This window comes from Streptomyces sp. NBC_01497, assembly GCF_036250695.1.
In the GTDB taxonomy this organism is placed as follows: Bacteria; Actinomycetota; Actinomycetes; order Streptomycetales; family Streptomycetaceae; genus Streptomyces.
Genome location: NZ_CP109427.1, coordinates 5,565,885 through 5,586,051, shown reverse-complemented (window position 1 = coordinate 5,586,051; position 20,167 = coordinate 5,565,885). Strand labels below are relative to the sequence as shown.

The 20,167-nt window shown below is 74.0% G+C and carries 12 protein-coding genes and 1 pseudogene; 1 reads left to right on the top strand and 12 read right to left on the bottom strand.

Features of this window, described 5'->3' with window-relative positions; translation table 11 throughout:
* Positions 1-48 precede the first annotated feature (48 nt).
* From OG310_RS23475 to OG310_RS23450, 6 genes are all read right to left on the bottom strand, one after another.
* Positions 49-1,374, bottom strand: coding sequence for a vWA domain-containing protein (locus OG310_RS23475; RefSeq protein ID WP_329457845.1), 1,326 nt, complete (start codon positions 1,372-1,374; stop codon positions 49-51).
* A 230-nt stretch (positions 1,375-1,604) separates the two neighbouring features.
* Positions 1,605-3,128: a PP2C family serine/threonine-protein phosphatase gene (locus OG310_RS23470; protein WP_329457844.1), complete on the bottom strand. Its 1,524-nt coding sequence runs from the start codon at positions 3,126-3,128 to the stop codon at positions 1,605-1,607.
* A gap of 3 nt (positions 3,129-3,131) precedes the next feature.
* Positions 3,132-5,909, bottom strand: a complete 2,778-nt coding sequence (locus tag OG310_RS23465) for a tetratricopeptide repeat protein (RefSeq protein ID WP_443078715.1) — start codon at positions 5,907-5,909, stop codon at positions 3,132-3,134.
* A gap of 38 nt (positions 5,910-5,947) precedes the next feature.
* Positions 5,948-7,333, bottom strand: coding sequence for a hypothetical protein (locus OG310_RS23460; protein ID WP_329457842.1), 1,386 nt, complete (start codon positions 7,331-7,333; stop codon positions 5,948-5,950).
* 314 nt (positions 7,334-7,647) lie between these two features.
* Positions 7,648-8,769 carry a transporter substrate-binding domain-containing protein gene (locus tag OG310_RS23455; RefSeq protein ID WP_329457841.1) on the bottom strand — a complete coding sequence of 374 codons (1,122 nt, stop codon included), beginning with the start codon at positions 8,767-8,769 and terminating at the stop codon, positions 7,648-7,650.
* An 11-nt stretch (positions 8,770-8,780) separates the two neighbouring features.
* Positions 8,781-10,196 carry a hypothetical protein gene (locus OG310_RS23450; protein ID WP_329457840.1) on the bottom strand — a complete coding sequence of 472 codons (1,416 nt, stop codon included), beginning with the start codon at positions 10,194-10,196 and terminating at the stop codon, positions 8,781-8,783.
* Between the two features lie 749 nt (positions 10,197-10,945).
* On the opposite strand from OG310_RS23450, the pseudogene OG310_RS23445 reads away from it, so the two are divergent.
* A pseudogene (locus tag OG310_RS23445) lies at positions 10,946-11,371 on the top strand (ABC transporter ATP-binding protein); the annotation flags it as partial.
* Between the two features lie 398 nt (positions 11,372-11,769).
* Here the strand turns inward: OG310_RS23445 and OG310_RS23440 are convergent.
* From OG310_RS23440 to OG310_RS23415, 6 genes are all read right to left on the bottom strand, one after another.
* Positions 11,770-12,471 carry a hypothetical protein gene (locus tag OG310_RS23440; protein WP_329460332.1) on the bottom strand — a complete coding sequence of 234 codons (702 nt, stop codon included), beginning with the start codon at positions 12,469-12,471 and terminating at the stop codon, positions 11,770-11,772.
* A 79-nt stretch (positions 12,472-12,550) separates the two neighbouring features.
* Positions 12,551-12,979, bottom strand: a complete 429-nt coding sequence (locus OG310_RS23435) for an acyl-CoA thioesterase (RefSeq protein WP_329457839.1) — start codon at positions 12,977-12,979, stop codon at positions 12,551-12,553.
* A gap of 1 nt (position 12,980) precedes the next feature.
* The gene (gene ettA / locus OG310_RS23430; protein ID WP_329457838.1) at positions 12,981-14,645 is read right to left on the bottom strand and encodes an energy-dependent translational throttle protein EttA; all 1,665 of its coding nucleotides are present in this window, start codon (positions 14,643-14,645) and stop codon (positions 12,981-12,983) included.
* Between the two features lie 455 nt (positions 14,646-15,100).
* Positions 15,101-16,597: an LAETG motif-containing sortase-dependent surface protein gene (locus tag OG310_RS23425; protein WP_443078887.1), complete on the bottom strand. Its 1,497-nt coding sequence runs from the start codon at positions 16,595-16,597 to the stop codon at positions 15,101-15,103.
* Positions 16,598-17,091: 494 nt separating this feature from the next.
* Positions 17,092-17,841, bottom strand: a complete 750-nt coding sequence (locus OG310_RS23420) for a single-stranded DNA-binding protein (protein WP_329457836.1) — start codon at positions 17,839-17,841, stop codon at positions 17,092-17,094.
* 216 nt (positions 17,842-18,057) lie between these two features.
* The gene (locus tag OG310_RS23415) at positions 18,058-20,160 is read right to left on the bottom strand and encodes a GTPase (RefSeq protein WP_443078886.1); all 2,103 of its coding nucleotides are present in this window, start codon (positions 20,158-20,160) and stop codon (positions 18,058-18,060) included.
* Between the last annotated feature and the right edge of the window lie 7 nt (positions 20,161-20,167).

Here is a 20,167-nt window from a genome sequence, read left to right as displayed (position 1 = left end):
GGTTGTTGCGGTGGTTGTCCGGCCCGGTTCCGCGGTGCTTCCCGCGGGCTACTTCTTGACCCGGACGGTCTTGGTGGAGCGCGTTTCGAGGGTCATCTCGTCCGCTTCCGCCACCTTCGCCTTCAGTCGCACAGTACCCGTCGCGGCATCGACCACGTCCACCACCTTCGAAAGCAATTTCGCAGTGTCCGCGTTTCCGGACGACGCGGCCAGCTGTACCGCCCGGCCGAGTTTGGCCGTCGCGCCATCGAAATCACCCGATTTGCGCGCGTCGAGGCCCTGTTGGATGACCTGCGCCAGCTCCGCCTGCCCCGTGTAGTGCGCGACCTGCGGGTTGATGGACGTCGACGCCTCCATGTCGTCCGTCCACACCGCCTTGACCAGGCCCTGGGACAGCACCTGAGGTGCTCCCCCGTCGGGCGCGGGCAGGACGAGCGAGACGCGGGCGGCCAGCATCTCCCGTCCGACGGCCGCCTCGGGAACCTCTACACAGACGTGGTAATCGCGAGATTCGTCACCCCACGACCCGGTCGGGTAGTCCCCGGAGCGCGGACCGCTCAGCGTCCGGCGGCCGGTCAGCGCCTCCACCGTCGGCGCCACCTGCTTGACGAAGCGGACTTCCGCGCCCATCGGGGTCCAAAGCCGCAGCGCGACGTCCGCGACCTCCTTGCCCATCGCGGTCTCCATCATCTGCGTGAAGTCCGCGCTGAGGTTGGCGGGGTCGGCCACGATGTCGGCGGTGCCGAGCAGCGCCGAGGCCACCGCGGTGACCTCCTTGACCTCCCAGTCCGTCCCGACGCCCCGCGCGTCACAGGTGAAGCGCCCGGCGCACGCGTCGAGCGCGGCGCGCAGATCCTCGGGCGACTCGTGCTCGTTGCGCCCGTCGGTGAGCAGGATGCCGTGCCGGATCGGCACGTCCGCCGTCGACAGCAGCCGGTCGGCGAGCCGCAGCCACGTGCCGACGGCGGTGCCGCCGCCCGCCCCCAGGGAGCGCAGCGCGTGCTGGGCGCGCGAACGGGTCTCCGCGTCGGCGACGGCCAGGGACCCGTTCGCCGGATAGATCTCCCTGGCGATGTGCGTCCCCGCGACCACCGCGAAGGAGACACCGTCGCGCAGGGTGTCGATGGCGGCGGCCGTCGCCTCGCGCGCGTTGCGCATCTTCTCCGGCGGGTAGTCCATGGAACCCGAGCAGTCCACCATGATCACCACGGCCGCCCCGGAGCCGCGGCCCGCCAGGCCGCCGCCGCTGGTGCCGCCGCCCGTGGACGTCACCGTCACGATCGCGTTGACCTCACGGGCACCCTCGGCCAGGTACTCGTTCTGGTACACGTCGACTCTGAACTGCGGCACGTTCGACTTGGAGAAGTTCGCCATGGGTCGGCTCCTCGACACTCCACCGGCTGGGGCGGAAACGGTTCGAAACGATTCGGAGGGAACTCGCGCGGTGGGGGGGTGACGGGCCGTGGCGCCCCGGCGGCCGGGGCAGTCGCCGGGCCGCCGGGGTCCCGGCGGCCCGGCCGCGGCGGACCGGAGCCGTTCCGGGCATCGGCTCTGATATGACACGTCGTCAGAAAGCGGACAGGGAACGGTGATCGATCGGGCGGTCAGGGCGTGGTGTACGCGGATCCTGCCCCGCCCGGCGCCAGGGGGAACGGCACGATGGCCACTGTTACGTTGTCGTGGCCCCCGCCGTCCAGCGCGTGCCCGACGAGGACCTGCGCCGCGTGCAGCGGCCTCGCCGACGCGTCGGCGGGCACGGCCGAGGCGATCTCGTCGGCGCCCTCCGCGTAGTTCCACAGCCCGTCGGTGCAGATAAGGGCGATGCCGGGCCGGTCTGGCTTGAACGAGGCGGTGTGCGGCTGCAGTTCGTACGCGTCGGCGCCGAGCCAGCCCGTGATCGCGTGCGCACGCTCGTCCGCGTACGCCTCCGCCTCGTTCATCAGCCCGGCCGCGACCATCTGCGCGGCCCACGAGTCGTCCTCGGTCAGACGTACCGCCTGTGTCGTCCGATCGTCGGGTACCCAGTACGCGCGGCTGTCGCCGACCCAGCCGACGACGAGCAGCCCGCCCGTGACCACGGCGCCGACGAAGGTGCAGGCGGGGGCGTTCTGCCGGCGCTGCGACTCCCGCTCCACCGCGCTGCCGTCGCCCACCAGGGAGTTGACCGCCTCGGCCGCGGCGAGGATCGCCTCGTGCATGGCCTGCTGCGGGTGCGTGCCCCCCGGGAGCGACGCCAGCAGCGACTCGCCCGCGGCCACCGAGGCGGCCGACGAGGCCTCGTCGGGGCGCGCCGCCGACGAGACGCCGTCGCAGACCACGGCGATCACCGCGGGGGTCCCGTCGGCGGCCGTCCCGTTCGACACGGCGAACGCGTCCTCGTTGCGGTGGTGGCGCAGACCCCGGTCGCTGACGGCCGCGACGCGGCCGAGGTCGCGCTCGACGTGGTCGCGCTCCCGGGGCTGCGCGTGCCCGCAGTTCTCGCAGTAGCCGTCGGTGTCGACCCGGCCCGCCCGGCAGGCCACGCACAGCGTCTCACCGCCCGCCGGCGCACCGGCCGGGCCGGCCATGCGCGGGTCGGCGGGGGCGGCGGCGCCGGGTACGGCCCCGTCCGGCGGCACGCCCGGGCCCGCCACCGGGGCGGGGGCCGCCGAAGGCGCCACGGGGGCGTCCGTCCGCACTCCTGAGCCCGGCGCGACGGGGCCCGGCGCGACGGGGTCCGGCAGCTGAGCCGGTGTCCCCGTGCGGGGCGGCTCCGCCGGTGTGCCCCGATGCCCGTCACTCGGCGAACGCAGCACGAAGTCACCTGTCTCCGGAGGGAGTTGGACACCCCGTGAGTCGATACCCGGCAGATCCCCGGGACGCTGGGCGCCCACCGGGGCGCCCGCCCCCTGGCCGGGCACCGCGTCCGGCCACGACACCCTGGCCCCGGGCGCGCCCTGCTCCGGGCCGTGGCCGCCGGCCCGGCCGAGCGTGACCGTCGGGTGGTCGGCGCCCGCGTCCGGCACGGGCACCGCCGTCAGGTCGTACCCGCAGGCACCGCAGAACAGGTCGCCGGGCTCCACCAGTTCGCCGCAGGCCGGGTTGGGGCAGGGCGAGGTGCTGACGTCCCGCTGGTGCTTCTGCGCCATCAATCACACCCACGTCCGGGGGCGGAAACGGTTGGCCCGCTCCACCAGTTCGATCCTCTCCTCGCCGCGCTGGGCGAGCCGGGCGAGTGCCCGGTACGAGCGCTCCAGTCCGAAGCGCAGGCCCCGCTCGTCGAGACGGCTGCCGAGGAGGGTCGTGGTCGCATCGGCCCGACCGCCCCGGCCCCCGGAGATTACCCAGTCCAGGGCCGTCCCGAGTACTTCAGTCGACAACTGCTCCCGGCGCACCGCGTCCAGGCCCAGCTGCCGCAGCGCCTCCACCTGGTCCGCCGCCGCCGTCAGATCCGGCAGCAGCGGCTCCACCGAGACCCGCCGGCGCAGCCGCGCCCGTACGGCGGCCACCCGCGCGGCCGTGTAGTGGATGGACGCCTCCGGCACCGACTCCAGGGTCGCGACCGCGCCCTGCCGGTCACCCGCTGCGAGCCGGACCCGGGCGAGCCCGAAGGCGGCACTCACGTAGCTGGGGTCAGTCGCCCAAACGAGGCGGTAGTACTCCGCCGCGTTGTCCAGCTGGCCCAGTACCTCGGCGCACACGCCGAGCGCCAGCTTCGGCGCGGGCTCGCCGGGGAAGGCATCGTAGATCGCGTCGAAGGACACCGCGGCGGTGGCGTGGTCACCCGTCACCAGCGCCATCAGAGCCCGGCACCAGACAACCCGCCACTCGTCGGGGTGACGTGCCTGCAGGGCCCCGAGCGCACCGGCGGCGGCGGCGGTGTCGCCGTGCTCCAGGTGCGCACGCACCTCACGCAGCCGCACCTCCGCCGAGTCACCGGACGCGTGGCTCTTCGCCACCTCCAGCGCCGCTATCAGCTCGCCGTGCGCAGACGAGGAGAGCAGGCCCGCGAGGTATCCCGCGTGGGGGTCGTTCGGGTCCACCCGCGGTACGGGCAGCGCGAGGACCGTCGCGCGTACGTCCAGGGGGACCAGCCGCAGCGCCTCCGCCGCGGCGGACCGGGCCCCTGTGCGGCCCGTATCCCCCTGGGGCGCGGCGGGCGCCTGCGCGGGCCCTCCTCCCGGGGCGCCGCCGGCGGCCTCCGCGGGGAGCAGCCCGCGCTGCCCGGGCACGCCGGGGCGCGATCCGGCGGGCGGCAGCGCGGTCGCCGCCGGAGCGGTGCCCGGGGCGGCCGGGGGCACGTGCCCCGCGGGCAGCGCCCGGGCGGCGGAGCGCCGGGACCGGCGCGAGAGCACCTGGCGCGCACCCAGCACCGAGACGTCGTCCGTCTGCTCGGCGAACAACTGGGCGTCGGTCACCCGCACCTCGGGGCCGAACAGCGTGGACAGCGCGGGCCGGGGCCGGCCCGACTGGAGCGCCACGACCTCGCGCAGGACCCCCGTCAGCTGCTCCGCCATCTCCTCGGCCGAGGAGAACCTGCGCCCCGGGTCCGGGTCCGTCGCGCGCACCAGGAGGCGGTAGAAGGACTCGTACTGACCGAACACCTCGATGTGCTCCGGGTCGGGCAGCGAGTCCACGAACACATTGGTGTAGCCCTGGAAGTCGAACGTGAGCACCGCGAGCGTGCGCGCGACCGTGTACAGGTCGGAGGCGACCGACGGGCCGACCTCGGCGACCTCCGGAGCCTGGTAGCCGACCGTGCCGTAGATCGCGGAGTCCTCGTCGTCCATCCGCCGGACGGCGCCCATGTCTATGAGCTTGAGCTGGTCCTCGGCCTGGATGGCGTTGTCGACCTTGAAGTCGCAGTACAGCAGATTCCGGCTGTGCAGGTGGCCGAGCGCGCCCAGCGCCTCGATGCCGTACGCGCACGCCTGCTCGACCGGCAGCGGGTCGCGCCGGCCGGTCGCGGGCGAACGCCGGTCGTTGGCGATCTCCTTCAGCGACTTGCCGCCGACGTACTCCATGACGATGTAGCCGTCCAGGGAGCCGGTGCGCGGGTCCAGGTGCTCGACGAAGTTGTAGATGCGGACGATGTTCGAATGCTCGATCTCGGCGAGGAAGCGGCGTTCGGACATGGCCGCCGCCATCGCGTCGGCGTCGCCCGTGTCGAGCAGGCCCTTGAGGACCACCCAGCGGCCGTCCACCGCCCGGTCGACGGCCAGGTAGATCCAGCCGAGGCCGCCGTGCGCGAGGCAGCCGGCGATCTCGTACTGGCCGTGCACGATGTCGCCCTCGCGCAGCTTCGGCACGAAGGAGTACGGGTGGCCGCACTTGGTGCAGAAGCCCTCCGTGCGGCCGGGCCGGTCGCCGCGCGAACGGCCCACCGGCGCGCCGCAGTCGGAGCGCGAGCAGAACCGCTTGCGCTCCGGCACCTCGGCGTTGTCCATCACCGCGGCGCGCGGGTCGGGCTTCGGCACGTCGGGGATCGAGACGAGACCCGCGCCGAGCCTGCTGCGGCCGGACGGCGAGCCAGAGTTGCCGGAGCTGATCACGGAGACCGACCGGCCGGACGTCTCACCGGACAGCGCCCTGGAGAGCCGCCCGGAGACCGAGCGCCGGGACGTCGAGGAACGCGAGGAACGGGACGAGCTCTCCGAGCCGGCGAGTGTGGAGCCCGCCGCGCCGGCGCCGCCACCCGGCCCCGTGCCCCTACCGGTCCCGCCGCCCGCGCCGGTGCCGACGCCGGGTCCCGTGGCTGTCCCGTTCCCCCTGCCCGTCCCCGCGCCGAATCCCGCGCCCGTCCCGGCCCGCTCCTTCGCGGCGGCCGCGAGCCCGGTCGGCGGTGAGGACAGCGAGCCCGTCGGCGACACGACGGGCGCGAGGCCGCAGACGTCGCAGTACAGCTCGCCCCCGCCCACGTCCTCGTACATTCCCTCGCAGTCAGGCCGCTGACATGCCGTCGACCCCGTCATACGCGCTTCCCCCGTCCGTCCCGTCCGTCCTCGGCACCCGTACCGAGGGGTCCGCCGCCCGCGCCCTGCCCCTGGCCCGGGACGCGGTCCCCCTCCCGCCCGGGGCCCTGCCCCTGGACCTGTGCGGCCAGCTCGACGGCCAGTCGCTGATAGCGCAGCACGGCCCCCTCCGCGACCCGCAGGTCGCAGGGCGCGCTCCAGAGCATCCGGCGCGCCGCGTCGTACCGCTCGATCAGCAGCGGATCTTGCGCGAGCCCCAGCCGCGCGACCTTCGCCCGGTACGCGTCCAGCCGGCCGCGCAGCTCCGCGCGGACGGCGAGCGGGGCGGTCACGGCGGTCAACGACTCCCGGGCCCGCAGCAGTTCGTCCTCGGCGTCCCGCTCCAGCGCCTCCAGCAGGGGCGAGAGGCGGTGCCACTGCGCGTTCCTGCGGTACTCGGCCGCCATGGACAGCCGCTCGTGCAGGACGGCCGACGGCCCGCTGACGGCGGGCACCTCCGTCGCGGCGATCTTGGCCAGCACCTCGCCCCGGGCCGAGCGCGCCTCCGTCAGCGTGCGGTCGGCGCGCGAGATCACGTCCCGCAGCCGCAGCAGGCGCTCCTCGGAGTCCTTGCGCACCTCAAGGACCGCCTCGATCTCACGCCTCACGTCCTCCAGGGCGCGAGCGGCCCTGTCGTAGCGCCGGGAGTCGGGCGCGCCGCCGCCCGGCGCCGAACTGCCCTGCGCGGGCCGCCAGTACGCGAGCGGGTCGGAGACGACCTCCACCCGGAGCACGGTCAGCTCCTCAGTGATGTCCGCCAGGTCGTCGCCCGCCGGGTGTTCCCCGGGGCGCACCCCGACGGAATGCGCGAGGGAGCGGGTCCTGCGCAGTTCGGCGGCGAGCAGGTCGATGCGGGCGGGCAGCGCCGACCACACCGCGTCCGCCGCCACGATCATGTCGAGCGATGTCGCGTACAGCTCGTTCATCCGCGCGACCAGCTCGGCTAGCGTGAAGCGCTCGGAGAGCTTGCCCCCCGTGGCGCCGACCGCGACCGACGCGCCGCGCAGCCGCTCCGTGAGGTCGGCCAGGTCGTCCTTGGACGGCCAGCGGCGCCGGCCGCGCAGCTCCAGCGCCTGGTGGAGGGCCTTGGTGTAGGCGTCGTAGTACGTCCACAGGTCGGTCACCGACTGCTCGGTGACGGCCCAGCGGCTCTTGGTGACGCCGGTGAGCTGCGCGCCTTCGAGGAGCCTGCGGCCCGCGTGGTCCTGGAGGGAGAGCAGCGAGGTCTCGATCGCCTCGTGCTCGGCTTGCAGACGCGCGAGGGCACGGTCCGCCTCGTCCCGGTCGTACACCGGTCCCGGCGGTGTCCCCGAAGGGCCGGGGAAGGGGCCCGTGGCGCCCATCGTTCACCTTTCCGCTGTGTGCTGCTGCGTCTGCCGCTGTCGCTGTTCCCGCTGTCGCTGTTCCTGCTGCCGCTGTTCCCGCTGCCGCTGTTCCTGCTGCCGCTGTACCTGCTCCAGCCGCCGGTCCGGTCCCGGTGGCCGGCCGGCCGGTTGGTCCCCGCGGCCGGCGGGCAGGTTCCCCCTGGACCGCCGGTCGGTCTTCCAGGCCGCCCGGTCGGTCGCGGCGACCCCCGCGTCGTTCGGGTGGTGCGCGTTCCCGGCGGGCCGCGCCGCTGCGAGGCGCCGCGCGGGTCCGGGTGGCGCGCCGGCCGGTGTCAGTGTCCGGTCAGGTAGAGGGGTGCGGGCGGCCCCGCCGTGGGGCCGAGCTCCGCCTTGAGCCACTTGTCGTACGACTTCTGCCAGGGGCTGCCGGCCCCACCTGAACGGTACTGCTCCAGCACCGCGTTGATGCGCGCGACCAGGTCGTCCGCGTGCGGCTTCGCGGCGACGCCGTAGTACTCGGTGGTGAAGGGCGCGTCCCCCTTCAGCTCCACGGCCGGGTCCTGCGCCGCCTGCGCCGCCGCCAGCGCGTTGTCCGTGATGACCGCGTCGACCAGGCCCAGCTGGAGCCTGACCAGGCAGTCGAGCTGGTTGGCCACGCTGAGGTCGTCGACGTCTTTGTGTTCGGGGTTGTAACCCTTGTTGTTGGCCTTGTCCCAGAAGTAGACCTGGTAGGGGTTGCTCTTCTCCAGCTCCTGCACCGCCGTCGAACCCGTCGCGGTGCACACCCGCTTGTGCCGCAGCGTCGCGTCGTAGCCCGTGATGGTGGTGGCGTCGCCCTTGGGGGCGAGCACCTGCTGGCCCGCCTTGAAGTAGGCGGTGGAGAAGTCCGCGTCCGCGAGGCGGTTGCAGGCGATTGTCATCGTGCGCACGACGATGTCGACCGAGCCGTTCGCCAGGGCCTCGGTGCGTTCCGCCGTGGACACCGGCTTGAAGGTGACGGCGTTCGCGTCACCGAAGATGTTCTTCGCTATGGCGTGCGCGAGGTCGATGTCGAACCCCTCGAACTGGTCGGTCGCCGGGTTCAGATAACCCCATTGGTAGCTGTTCTGGTCGACGCCGACCACCAGGCGCCGCTTGTCGCCCTTTCGCGCGAGCATCTTGTCGATGTCCGGACCGCCCGCGTCCGAGGCCGGGACGCTGGCCTCGGCCGGCTGCCCGGTGCTGGAGCACCTCTGCTCCTGGCCGGGGGCCGCCGCCACGCCCGAGGTCCGCCGGGCGGCGGCGTCCGTCGCACGGTCCGCGGCCGGCGCGCCCGCCCGGACGTCTGCGGCTCCCGTGCCGTGGTGCGCGAGCGGTACGAGGACGAGCGTCGCGGTCACAGCGCAGGCGGCGCAGGCAGCGCCCATGGCGCTCACGCCGCCCCAGCCGCGCAGCCTGCCCAACACGGAACCCATGGCTCCCCCTCTCACCGGTACTCCGAAAGCCTGCGGCCCACCCCGAGGATGGCGCTCACGGCGCCCAGCACCGCGAGCACCGCGGCCCCGAGCCAGACCAGGGTGAGCGCGCCCCTGCCGTGCTTGGCGGAGGTCGTGAACTCGTCCTGCTCGTGCTGGATCGCGGTGGCGATCGACTTGTTGACCTCGTTGAACGCCTGCTCGCTCGTCGTGCCCGAGCCGTCCAGCGCCGCGCGGGCGTCCTGGAAGCGGCCGTCGGCCCCGGCCCTGCTGCCGAGCCGGTGCCGGGTCTGCCAGGTGGCGACGGCGTCGACGGCAGCGGCGACCGGGGTGCGGCCGGGGCCGTCGTCCGCGAGGGACTCGGCCCGGCCCAGATCTCCGGAGAGGGCTTTCGTCTTGGCGCCGAAGTCGACCTCGTACTTGTCGGTCTTGCCGTCGGCCGCGACGACCGAACCGCGCGAGACCAGCGACAGGTTCTCGTCGGCGCGGGCCTTCAGCGCGTTGATCCGGGCCGCGTTGAGCGCCGTCAGGGAGCGCTGGCCGTGCCGGTCCGCGTTGTGGAGGCCGATGTTGCCGAGGGCCTGGCCCGCGACCAGCCAGAGCAGGGCGGCCGTGCACGCGGCGGTCGCGGTCAGCAGCCCCCGGTTGAACACCCTGTTGGTGTGCCGGTAGTTGCGCCGCTGGACGCGGGCCAGCGCGTACAGCGCGATCACGCCCAGCGCGAGGGCCGCGTACGGCCAGGTCCGCGCGGCACCGGACTCGGCGCCGAGCTGGGAGCTCTCCTCGGTGTACAGCGCCTCGGCGGCCGGGAGGATGCCGCCGGGGCGGGTCATCCGGTCGTTCGCGTACCGCAGGTACGCGCCGCCGAGGGGCAGGCCGCGGCGGTTCTCCGCGCGGGCCCGCTCGATCAGGCCGGTGTAGACGGGCAGTTGCCTGCTGATGCTGGCTATCAGGTCCGCCGAGCGGCTGCCGGGCGCGGTGTTCTCCGCGACGCCGGACAGCAGTGTTCCGGCGCGGGAGACGTCGCCCCGGTAGGCGGCCTGTACGTCGGCGGGCTCGGTGGCGCCCGCGAGGAAGCCGGTGGCGGCCTGTGTGTCGGCGTCGGCGAGCGCGCCGTACAGGTCGGCGGTGTCCTTGACGGTCTGCCCGCGGCTGACGACGTCGTCGGCCGACGCGTACCGGTCCGAGCTCTGCCAGGCGGTGACGGCCCCGAACACGATCACGAGGAGCGCGAGCGCCGCCCCGAGGAGCCGCAGCCTGCCCGGTTCCGTGCGGGCGGCGCGCCGCAGCCGGTCGGCGCCGTCGCGCCCCAGCTCGCGCAGACCTCCCGCGCCCGCGGGACCGGGCGGTGGAACCGACGGGCGTGGCGGCAGCGGACTCGGCGCCACGGGCGGTGGCGCCGTGCGCACGTTCGGCGGATATGTCACGCGACCTCCCCCTCAGGTCTGGACGTCGGCCCGCCCCCGGCGGGTGCCGGGGAACACCCCCCGGCCAGCAGTATGGCCGTCAGCACCGACAGCGTGCACCGGCCTTGACTGGATCTTGTCCGCCCGACATCCGGTGAAGCGTACGGCACGGGCTCTGTGTTGAGTACGCGCCCGGGCCCCCGTTCGGTTCCGGCCCGGCCGGGGAACGGCCCCCGTTCGAGGCGGGGCCGGACACGGGACGAGCCGCCGCCGGCTGCCGGGACGGATCCGGGCGGGCCGCCGCCGGTCCCCGGCCGGACGCTTCGGACGTGGTTCCCCGGGCCGAACGGGCGGGCGCGCGCGGCGGATGCGGAGCGTCCGGTACCGGGACACGCGCGGTCGGTTCGCGGTCACGATCCCGTCACGTCCTCGGGGCGGCGTTTTCTCCTGGGCCTCCCCCTGACACGATCCTCGAATCGACGTTCGGGAGAACGCCGTTCGGGGGATGTCCCCTGACCGGGCCCGCGCATCGGACATGCCGGGAACGGCGGCAGCGGGGACGCGGTCACGCGCCGGACCACCGGCCGTCCACCTCGCGACCGCCGGGCCGCGAACGTGACCGCCGGCTCCGGTGGCGACCGCGACCGGCCGGTCACCGGGCCGGGTTCGGCAACCGGGCCGGGTTCCGCAACCGGGCCGAGGAATCGGGGGAAGGCTTGACAGGGTTCCTGTTCCTGCGGGTGCGCGCGCACCGGCTGCTGCTCGCGGCGGCGCAACGGGTGGCGATCGCGGTGGCGCTGGCCAACGAGCCGTCCGTACTGCTGGCGGACGAGCCGACCGGCGAACTGGACTCCGCCACGGGCGAGCAGATCTTCGCCGCCTTCCGCGCCGCAAACGAACGCCTCGGCACGACGATCGTGATCGTCACGCACGACCAGAAGGTCGCCGGCGAGGTACGCCGCACCGTCGCGATCCGCGACGGCCGCACGTCCTCCGAGGTCCTGCGCCGCACGGAGATCGACGCGGCGACCGGCCAGGAGTCCCAAGTGGCGAGGGAGTACGCGATGCTGGACCGGGCGGGCCGCCTCCAACTCCCCCAGGAGTACACGGAGGCGCTGCACATGGAGCACCGCGTACTGCTGGAACTGGCACCTGACCACATCGAGGTACGGGCGGACGGCACCGCACCGTCCTGAGCCGGGGTCCCCTCGCGATCACGGGCAGGGGTCGCGGGGCCCCAGCCGCAGGGCCCGGGTCGCTGAGCCCGGGTCGCGGAGCCCCAGCCGCGGGGCCCGAGCCGAGGGCAGACAGCCGCGGGGCCGGGGGCCGGGGACGCGGGCCGGGCCAGCGCCGGAAGGCCGTCGAGCGTCCCGGCCTGTGAGGACCATTGAACGTCCCGGCTCCGTGCGGACCGTTGTCCCTCCCGCCCCGTCGGGACCGTCAACGTCCCGGCTCCGTCAAGGCCGTTGACCTCCACCGCCCGGTGCAGGGCGTCCAGCGTCCCCGTCCCGTGAAGACCGTCCCCCGTCCCGTGAAGGCCGTCCACCGTCCCGCCCCGTGAGGCCCGAGGACCGTCGACCGTCCGAGGCCCCTGCTACGCGCGCGTCACGCTCAGGCCGGGCAGCGCGCCGAGGCCCGCGTCGCCGACGCGTACCGCGATCGACCCGTACGCCGTGCGCAGCCGCAGCCACGCGCCCGCCGCGAACAGCGCGGCCTCACCCGCGCCCGGCGCGGCGCCGGGCGGCCGCAGGAAACCCACGGACCGGGCGGCGTGCACCGCGCGCAGCGGCAGGCCCGTCTCACCCAGGGTCCGCGACCAGATCTCGTTACCGATGCGGTCCCGTTCGTCCCTGGTGCGCCGTTCCTCGGGCAACTGCTCGTCGCGGCGCCGGAATTCGGCCACCGCGCCCGCGACCGCCCGCGCCATGTGCCCCACCTCCGGCAGGCCGGAGACCGGACGCCAGCCACCGCGCGGTGGCAGCACCCCCGCCCAGGGCGGACCGGTCACAGCCGCCGGGACCGCCACCTCGGCACGGTCCTCGTCGACGCCCTCCAGCAGATCGCCCGCGGACACCGTGACGTCGAGCGGTACCGGCGCACCGGGCCCGCCCGGTCCCCCGGAGCCGCGCAGCCGCACCGTACGGATCGCGACGACCTCGAACGACGGCGGCCGTCCGAACACCGCGAGCACCCCGCCACCCGCCTGGAGCCGCACGGAGGCGGCCCGGTCGTAGTGCAGCAGGCGCCCGAGGAAGGCCGCGAGGTCCGCGGCCTCCCCCGCATCGGCCAGGCGCAGCGTGGAATCCGCCGCCCCGCCGGGCTTGTCACCGGGAAGTCCCACGAGGAACCCCACCCCGTCCTTGGTCGTCACCGACTCACTCGTCGTCGCGGTACTTCTGGAGGAAGAACTTCTCCTCGGCCGTGATCCGCCGGGGCCGCTGCGCGTCCAGGTCGAACGGGACGACGACCGTCGACGCCCGCACGTACACCCGCTCGGGGCCGTCCTCGCTCGCCACGTCCTTCACCTCGTACGCGACGGTCAGCGACGCCGCCTTGACCTCCGTCACCCACAGCTCGATCGGCACCGGTTCGTAGCGGTGGACGAGCGGCAGCTTGTAGTCGATCTCGTGGCGCGCCACCACGGACCCGCCGGAGAACGACGCCGAGCCGTCCCCCGGCGCCAGGCGGAACATGAAGTCGATACGCGCCTCCTCCAGATAGCGGAGGAAGACGACGTTGTTGACGTGCCCGAAGGCGTCCATGTCCGCCCAGCGCAGCGGGCAGCGATACAGGAAGCGGGCCATGTCAGTCGCGCGTCAGCTTCTTGTAGGAAGCGCGGTGCGGCCTGGCCGCGTCCGCGCCGAGCCGCTCGACCTTGTTCTTCTCGTAGGTGTCGTAGTTGCCCTCGAACCAGAACCACTTCGACTCGCCCTCGTACGCGAGGATGTGCGTCGCGACCCGGTCCAGGAACCACCGGTCGTGGGAGACCACGACGGCGCAGCCGGGGAAGTCCAGGAGCGCGTTCTCCAGTGAGGAGAGCGTCTCGACGTCGAGGTCGTTGGTCGGTTCGTCGAGGAGCAGCAGGTTGCCGCCCTGCTTGAGGGTGAGCGCGAGGTTCAGGCGGTTGCGCTCACCGCCGGAGAGCACGCCCGCGGGCTTCTGCTGGTCCGGTCCCTTGAAGCCGAACGCCGACACGTACGCGCGCGACGGCATCTCGACCTGGCCGACGTTGATGTAGTCGAGTTCGTCGGAGACGACCGCCCAGAGCGTCTTCTTCGGGTCGATGTTCTCGCGGCCCTGGTCGACGTAGCTGATCTTGACCGTGTCACCGATCTTGATCGAGCCCGAGTCCGGCGTCTCCAGACCCTGGATCATCTTGAACAGCGTGGTCTTGCCGGCGCCGTTGGGGCCGATCACACCGACGATGCCGTTGCGCGGGAGCGTGAACGACAGGTCGTCGATGAGGAACTTGTCGCCGAAGGACTTCGACAGGTGCTCCACCTCGACGACGACACTGCCCAGGCGCGGACCCGGCGGGATCTGGATCTCCTCGAAGTCCAGCTTGCGCATCTTGTCCGCCTCGGCGGCCATCTCCTCGTAGCGCGCGAGGCGGGCCTTGGACTTGGCCTGCCGGCCCTTCGCGTTGGAGCGGACCCACTCCAGCTCTTCCTTGAGGCGCTTGGCGCGTTTCGCGTCCTTCGCGCCCTCGACCTTGAGACGGGTCTGCTTGGTCTCCAGGTACGTGGAGTAGTTGCCCTCGTAGCCGATGGCGCGGCCGCGGTCGAGCTCCAGGATCCAGCCCGCGACGTTGTCGAGGAAGTACCGGTCGTGGGTGACGGCGACGACGGTGCCCGCGTACTTCGCGAGGTGCTGCTCCAGCCACTGCACGGACTCGGCGTCCAAGTGGTTGGTGGGCTCGTCGAGCAGCAGCAGGTCGGGGGCCTCCAGCAGGAGCCTGCACAGGGCGACGCGGCGGCGCTCACCACCGGAGAGGTTGGTGACGGGCCAGTCGCCGGGCGGGCAGCCCAGCGCGTCCATCGCCTGCTCCAGCTGTGTGTCCAGGTCCCACGCGTTCGCGTGGTCCAGGTCCTCCTGGAGCTTGCCCATCTCCTCCAGGAGAGCGTCGGAGTAGTCCGTCGCCATCAGCTCGGCCACCTCGTTGAAGCGGTGGAGCTTGCCCATCACCTCGGCCGCGCCCATCTGCACGTTCTCCAGGACGGTCTTCGACTCGTCCAGCGGCGGCTCCTGCAGCAGCATGCCGACGGTGTACCCCGGCGAGAGGAACGCGTCACCGTTGGAGGGATGCTCAAGACCGGCCATGATCTTGAGGACGGTGGACTTGCCGGCTCCGTTCGGACCGACCACACCGATCTTCGCGCCCGGCAGGAAGCTCAGCGTCACGTCATCGAGGATGACCTTGTCGCCGTGCGCCTTGCGCGTCTTGCGCATCGTGTAGATGTACTCAGCCAAGAGAAACCGTCCGGCAATCGAGAAGGGCCAATGTGCGGCTCCGCCGCGTGAGGGCAGATACACCCCATCTTGCCAGCCGTCCATCCCCCGGCGGAAACCAGTGCGTCCGCCCTCCGGACAGTGTCCCGGCGCCCGACACCCGCCCCGGCGCGGAGGTCTCCCGCTGTCCCCCGCCTGACCTGCACGCGAGCCCCATGCCCCGGCCGCTCCCGGCCCGCGATCGCCTGGCAGCGACCCGGACCCCGCCGAGTCTCCCGGCAGCCCGGCCGGCGCCCTTCAGGACCCGCGCGGGTCGCCGACGCGCCGCGAAAGCGGGAACGGGCGGCCCCGCCAGGCCACCCGTTCCCCTCAGGAGTACGGACGGTCCACGGCCCGTGTTCAACGACCGCCGGAGTTTTCCCGGACGGTTCTCGCGGACGGCTCTCCCGGCCCGTCCGCCGGTCCTGGAGGCAGGATCACGCGCCCGTACCGGGAGCGCCCCTCCTGGTGCGGACCATGAAGATCACGCCGCCACCGATCACCACGAGTGCGATGGCGATCCCCGCGACCACGGGGGTCGCGCTGGACGAGCCGGTCTCCGCGAGGCCGCTGCTCGCGAGGTCCGTGGTGTCGCCGCCCGCCGGGCCGCCGACGGAGGCCGCGCTCAGGCCGGTGACGTCCTGGTCGGACTGCGGCGTCGAACTGGTGGTCCGGCAGTCGAGCGTGCCGGAGAACCGCTGCTCGAAGCCGTGATCGCCGGTGACCACGAAGTCGTAGAGCTGATCCTCGGCGACGGGCACCGTGATCGTCTTCGCCTTGCCTGCCGCGACGGTCTGCGTCTCACCACCGAGGTCGAACCGGAAATCGCCCTGACCCCGGTTGGTCGCGGTGACATCCACGCCGCCCTTGCCGCAGTCCTTGGCGGCCGTCAGCGTGGCCACCGCGCCGGACGGCGCCCAGGTGCCGCTCGCCACCGCGGAGACCGTCGAGTCGCTGGAGCCGGCGAGGATCTGCGTCTGACTCTTGTTGACGCCCGCGAACGCCCGCCCGACCGGCACCGAGGCCGTGGCCTGCACGGTCATCTGTGCCGTGCCCGACGCCGGGCCGCCAGGCCCGGTGCTCCCCGGCGCGTCGAAGTACAGCCTGCTGCCGTTCTTCGCCGTGGTGACCGCCTTACCGTCCGCGTCGGTGACCCGGACCCCGGTCTCGGCGGCGTCGGCAGGCGGCACGACGGTCACGCTCTGCGCGTCCGTGGTGACCGTGACCGGTCCGATCCGGGCCCCCGCCGGTCCGGAAACGGCGCTCGGCGTGAGGCTGAGCGAGGCCTGCGGCTCGGCCGCCGTACGCGCGTGCCGACCGAGCCAGTCGGCCAGCCGCTCCGCCTGCGGGTCGGCCGCGTCCACATCGGCCCCGTCCGAGAGCCGCCAGATCGCCACCTGCGTGCCCGCCGCCGCGCTCTGCGCGGTCAGCGCGCCGGTGTGAGCGGTCCTGGCGAGCGCGGACAGATCGTCGACCTGCGGATAGGAGTGCCGCACGATCCAGAGGATCTTCCCCGCGTTCCGGTTGGCGCCGAGCGAGGTCTGGGCCCAGGGCGTCTCCACGTACCTGGCCTCATCCTGGACCGGGTTGTCGATGTCGACGCCGTACGTCTTGAGCTTGCCGCCGCCGTCCACGTTCATCTCGAAGAGGCCCGCGTCGAGTTGCTCGTCCGCGTCCCGGCCGTCCACGTCCTTCGTGTGCAGCACGGCGCCGCCGTGCACATCGAGTCCGTCGAGGACGGCCGTCGCGCCACCCGGTCGCTGCGGTGCGGAGTCGGCGGCGGAAGCGGCGCCCGAACCGGCCACGACCCCCAGGGCGAGCAGGCCCGAGACGGCCGCCGCCGAGACCAGTCGCGCCGGAGCGCGGCCGGCGAGACGGGCCCGCCCTCGCGCCCGTGCGGAGCCGGACTGCCGAACGGATGCGGCCAATATCACAGAAAGCACCGAATTCCCCTTCGCCCGACACCCCTTGGAGTGGGCTCGTGGACAACAGGAATCCTAAGGAGGGCAGATGTGACCGATGACCCTCCTGCGCCCGGACGGCCGTACCGAATCGCAATCGTTACCGCCGAAACGGCATGTCACAGGAATACCCCGGCGAATCACTGACGTACTTTGTCGACAAGTCCCTTGGTATCCCCACCCGTTTGGATCCGGCCCCGACCTGACCCGTCCCGCGCCCCCGTACGCCCTCCGCTCCGTCCGACCCGCGCGCGCCGCACGCCCGGCCGCCACGACCCGTCCTGGGCGACCGTCGGCTCCCGTTCCCCCTCCGAATCCTCTGCCCCGTTCACCCCCCCTGCGCTGTCGCCCGCCGTCCGCCTCATCCACCGCAGCGAGCGCGCGCCCCTCACGCACCCCGCACCCGCACCCCGCTCCGTCCCCCTCCTGTCGCCCCCGCTTCGGCGACCCGGGCCGCGACGGACCGCTCAGGACGGCGTCGGTGCTGCCGTCTTCTTGCGCCCCACCGCCCGGCGCACCGGCGGCTCCGCGACCGGGCCCTGCACTGGATCCGCCCTCCCGGCGACCCCGGCCGCCGTCCCGTCCCCGGTCACGTCCCCGGCTCCGGCCGGGTCCCTCTCGTCCTGCGTGTCCTCAGCGGTCCGGCCCGCTTCGCGGCCGTCGCCGGGCCGGACGGGCTCCGGGGTCCCCGCCCAAGGCCCGGTCCGTTCCCGCGCCGGGGCCGGGGCGGCCCACGGATCCCGGTCCTGCCCCTGCCCCTCCCCCTGCCCCTGCCCCTGCCCCTGCCCCTGCCCCACGCTCGCCTTCGCGAGCAGCCCCGCCACCACCTCGCCCTGGTTCGGCGTCACCCGCGGGACACCGCGCGCGACGCGGCGGAACGCCGAGGTGCCCCGGGTCAGGTCGTGGCCCGCCGCCGCGGCCTCGATGTCCACGAACGTCCTGCGCCCGCCCTCCCGGTCCTCTTCCCTGACCCGCAACCTGCCCTGCACCACCAGGGGTTCCCCCACGGACACGGACGCGGCGAGATTGGCGGCGAGGGTACGCCACGCCCAGACCGTGTAGAAGCTCGTCGGCCCGTCCGTCCAGTCCGCCCTGGCCCTGTCCCAGCGCCGCACGGGAACGGCGAACCGGAAACGCGCCACTCCGCCCGTCGGCGATTCCTTGAACTCCACCCCGGTCGCCACGTTCCCGACCAGCGTCACCATCGTCTCCGTCATGTCGCCCCTCCCCGCTCTCGGACGCCGCGTGCCACGCCGCAGGCCGCGACGTCGCCCACGGGCGTCGTCCCGCACCTGCCGCCCGCCACCGCTCCGGGGCGCCCTGCCCCGGCCGGCTCCTGGACCCAGAGTGACCCGGTCGCCGGAATCCTGCCGGGGACTGTGGACAACCAGCCGCCGAACCGTCCGGACGACCGGGGGCTGTGGACAACTCCCTCACCCGGACGAGCGAGAACCCGTCCTCGCTCCGCCCCCGACACCCGTGCCCCGGGCCCCCGTTCCCGCCATCCCGGCCCCTGTCGCACCCGGGACCGTCATGCTGCTCACCGGCACGGTCCCCAGGCCCGACACCGCCGCGAACTGTTCCCGCACCTCCCGGTAGCGCATCAGCTCCGCCGAGAGGGGGTCGAGCACCTTCACCCGCCCGCACCCGGCAGCCGTCTCGCGCAACCGGCGCTCGACGTCCTGCCCGTACCGCCGTGCCGGGCCCCTCGCCGCCGCCGCACAGGCCCACTCGACGACGGGCCCGCCGACGATCCCGGCGAGCATCACCATCGCCGGTGGCAGCAGTCCCGGCGGCACGACGCCCACGATCTGCCCGAGCAGCCACAGCGCGCCGAAGATCTGCAGGAGCGTCATCCCCGCCTGCACGAGCACGGCGGCCGGCCACCACGCGGGGCGCGGCGGGAGCGTGCTCGGGGCCGTCGCCGCCAGGTCGTCCAGCGCCTCCGGCAGCCCGTCCGCACCCCGTACGGCCGCCTCGCGCACGGCGTGCGCCCAAGGCGCGGGCAGCCCCGCGGACGCGTCGTCCGCGACAGTGCGTACCGCCTGTTCGACCCGCTGCCTCGCGGTGGCCTCCTCCTCGACCACCAAAGGCTCCTGCGGCGGCTCGGCGCCCGGCGTGCGCGTCCGCTCGTACCAGCGCCACAGCCGCAGCCAGGGTGTTCCGCAGGCGCGGCCGGCGTTCCTGCGCCACTCGCGTTCCGCCGCCTCCCCCGCCGCGACGGCGCCGACGGCCCAGGCCAGCCGGTCGGCGAACTGCTCGCGCGAACACTCGTCGAGCCCCGGCCGCCCGTCCGCCAGGTACGCGGGGCGCAGCCGTCCGGCGGCGGCGGCCACATCGGCAGCGAGGCGCCGCTCCGGGGCGGTGCGTTCCTGGACGAAGCGGCCGAGCAGTTCGCGCAGTTCGCCGATGCCCTGGCCGCCGAGTGCGGAGACCCCGAGCACGGTCGCACCGGGTTCCTCGTACTCGCCGAGGGCCATCCCGTCCTCGTCCAGCAGCCGGCGCAGGTCGTCGAGGACCTGCTCGGCCGCCTCGCCCGGCAGCCGGTCGACCTGGTTGAGGACGACGAAGGTGACCTCGGCGTGCCCGGCCAGGGGCCGCAGGTAGCGCTCGTGCAGCGCGGCGTCGGCGTACTTCTCCGGGTCGACGACCCAGATCACCGCGTCCACCAGGCCGAGCACCCGGTCGACCTGGTCGCGGTGCGCGGTGACGGCGGAGTCGTGGTCGGGCAGGTCGATCAGGACGAGCCCGTGCAGTTCCTCGTCGCCGTCGCCGCCTGCGAGGGGCTTGCGACGCAGTCGGCCGGGGATGGCGAGCCGGTCGAGGAGACCCGCCGCGCCGTCCGACCAGACGCACGCGATGGGCGCGGACGTGGTGGGCCTGCGCAGGCCGGTCTCCGAAATGGGCACGCCCGCCAGTGCGTTGAACAGAGTCGACTTGCCGCTGCCCGTGGCGCCCGCGATGCCGACCACGGTGTGGCGCGAGGAGAGGCGCTGCCGTGTCGACGCCTCGTCCAGCACCCGTCCCGCCTCGGCGAGCACGGAGGCGTCCACCCGGGTGCGGGAGAGGCCGACGAGTTCGCCGAGTGCGTCCAGCCGGGCCCGCAGCGGGCCCGCGTACGCGCTGCCGATGGGGGTGTGACCGCCGCCACCGGTGAGGAGGCTCTCCGGGCCGCCCTCGTCGGACCGCTTCCGGGCGCGCCGGGCGATGAGCCCGTCGTCCCACCCGGGAGAGCCGGGCGCGGACCTCGGCCCGCCGCCGGGGCGTCCCGCGGCCTCCCGGGTGACCCCGGTGTCCCGGAAGCCCCGGGCACCCCCGGCATCCCGTGGGTCACGGGCGCTACGGGGGTCACGGGAGCGCGCGGCGTCCGCGGAGCGCACGGCGCCGGCCGGCCGGCCGAACCGTGTGCCCGCGCCGGACCCGCCCGGCTCCCCGGCCCGGGCCGGCCCGCTCCCGGTCCTGTCACGGCCACCGGACCTGCCGGAGGGATTCCCGGGATCGCCTCCCGCACCCTGCGCGTCGGCCACATCCACCACATCACTC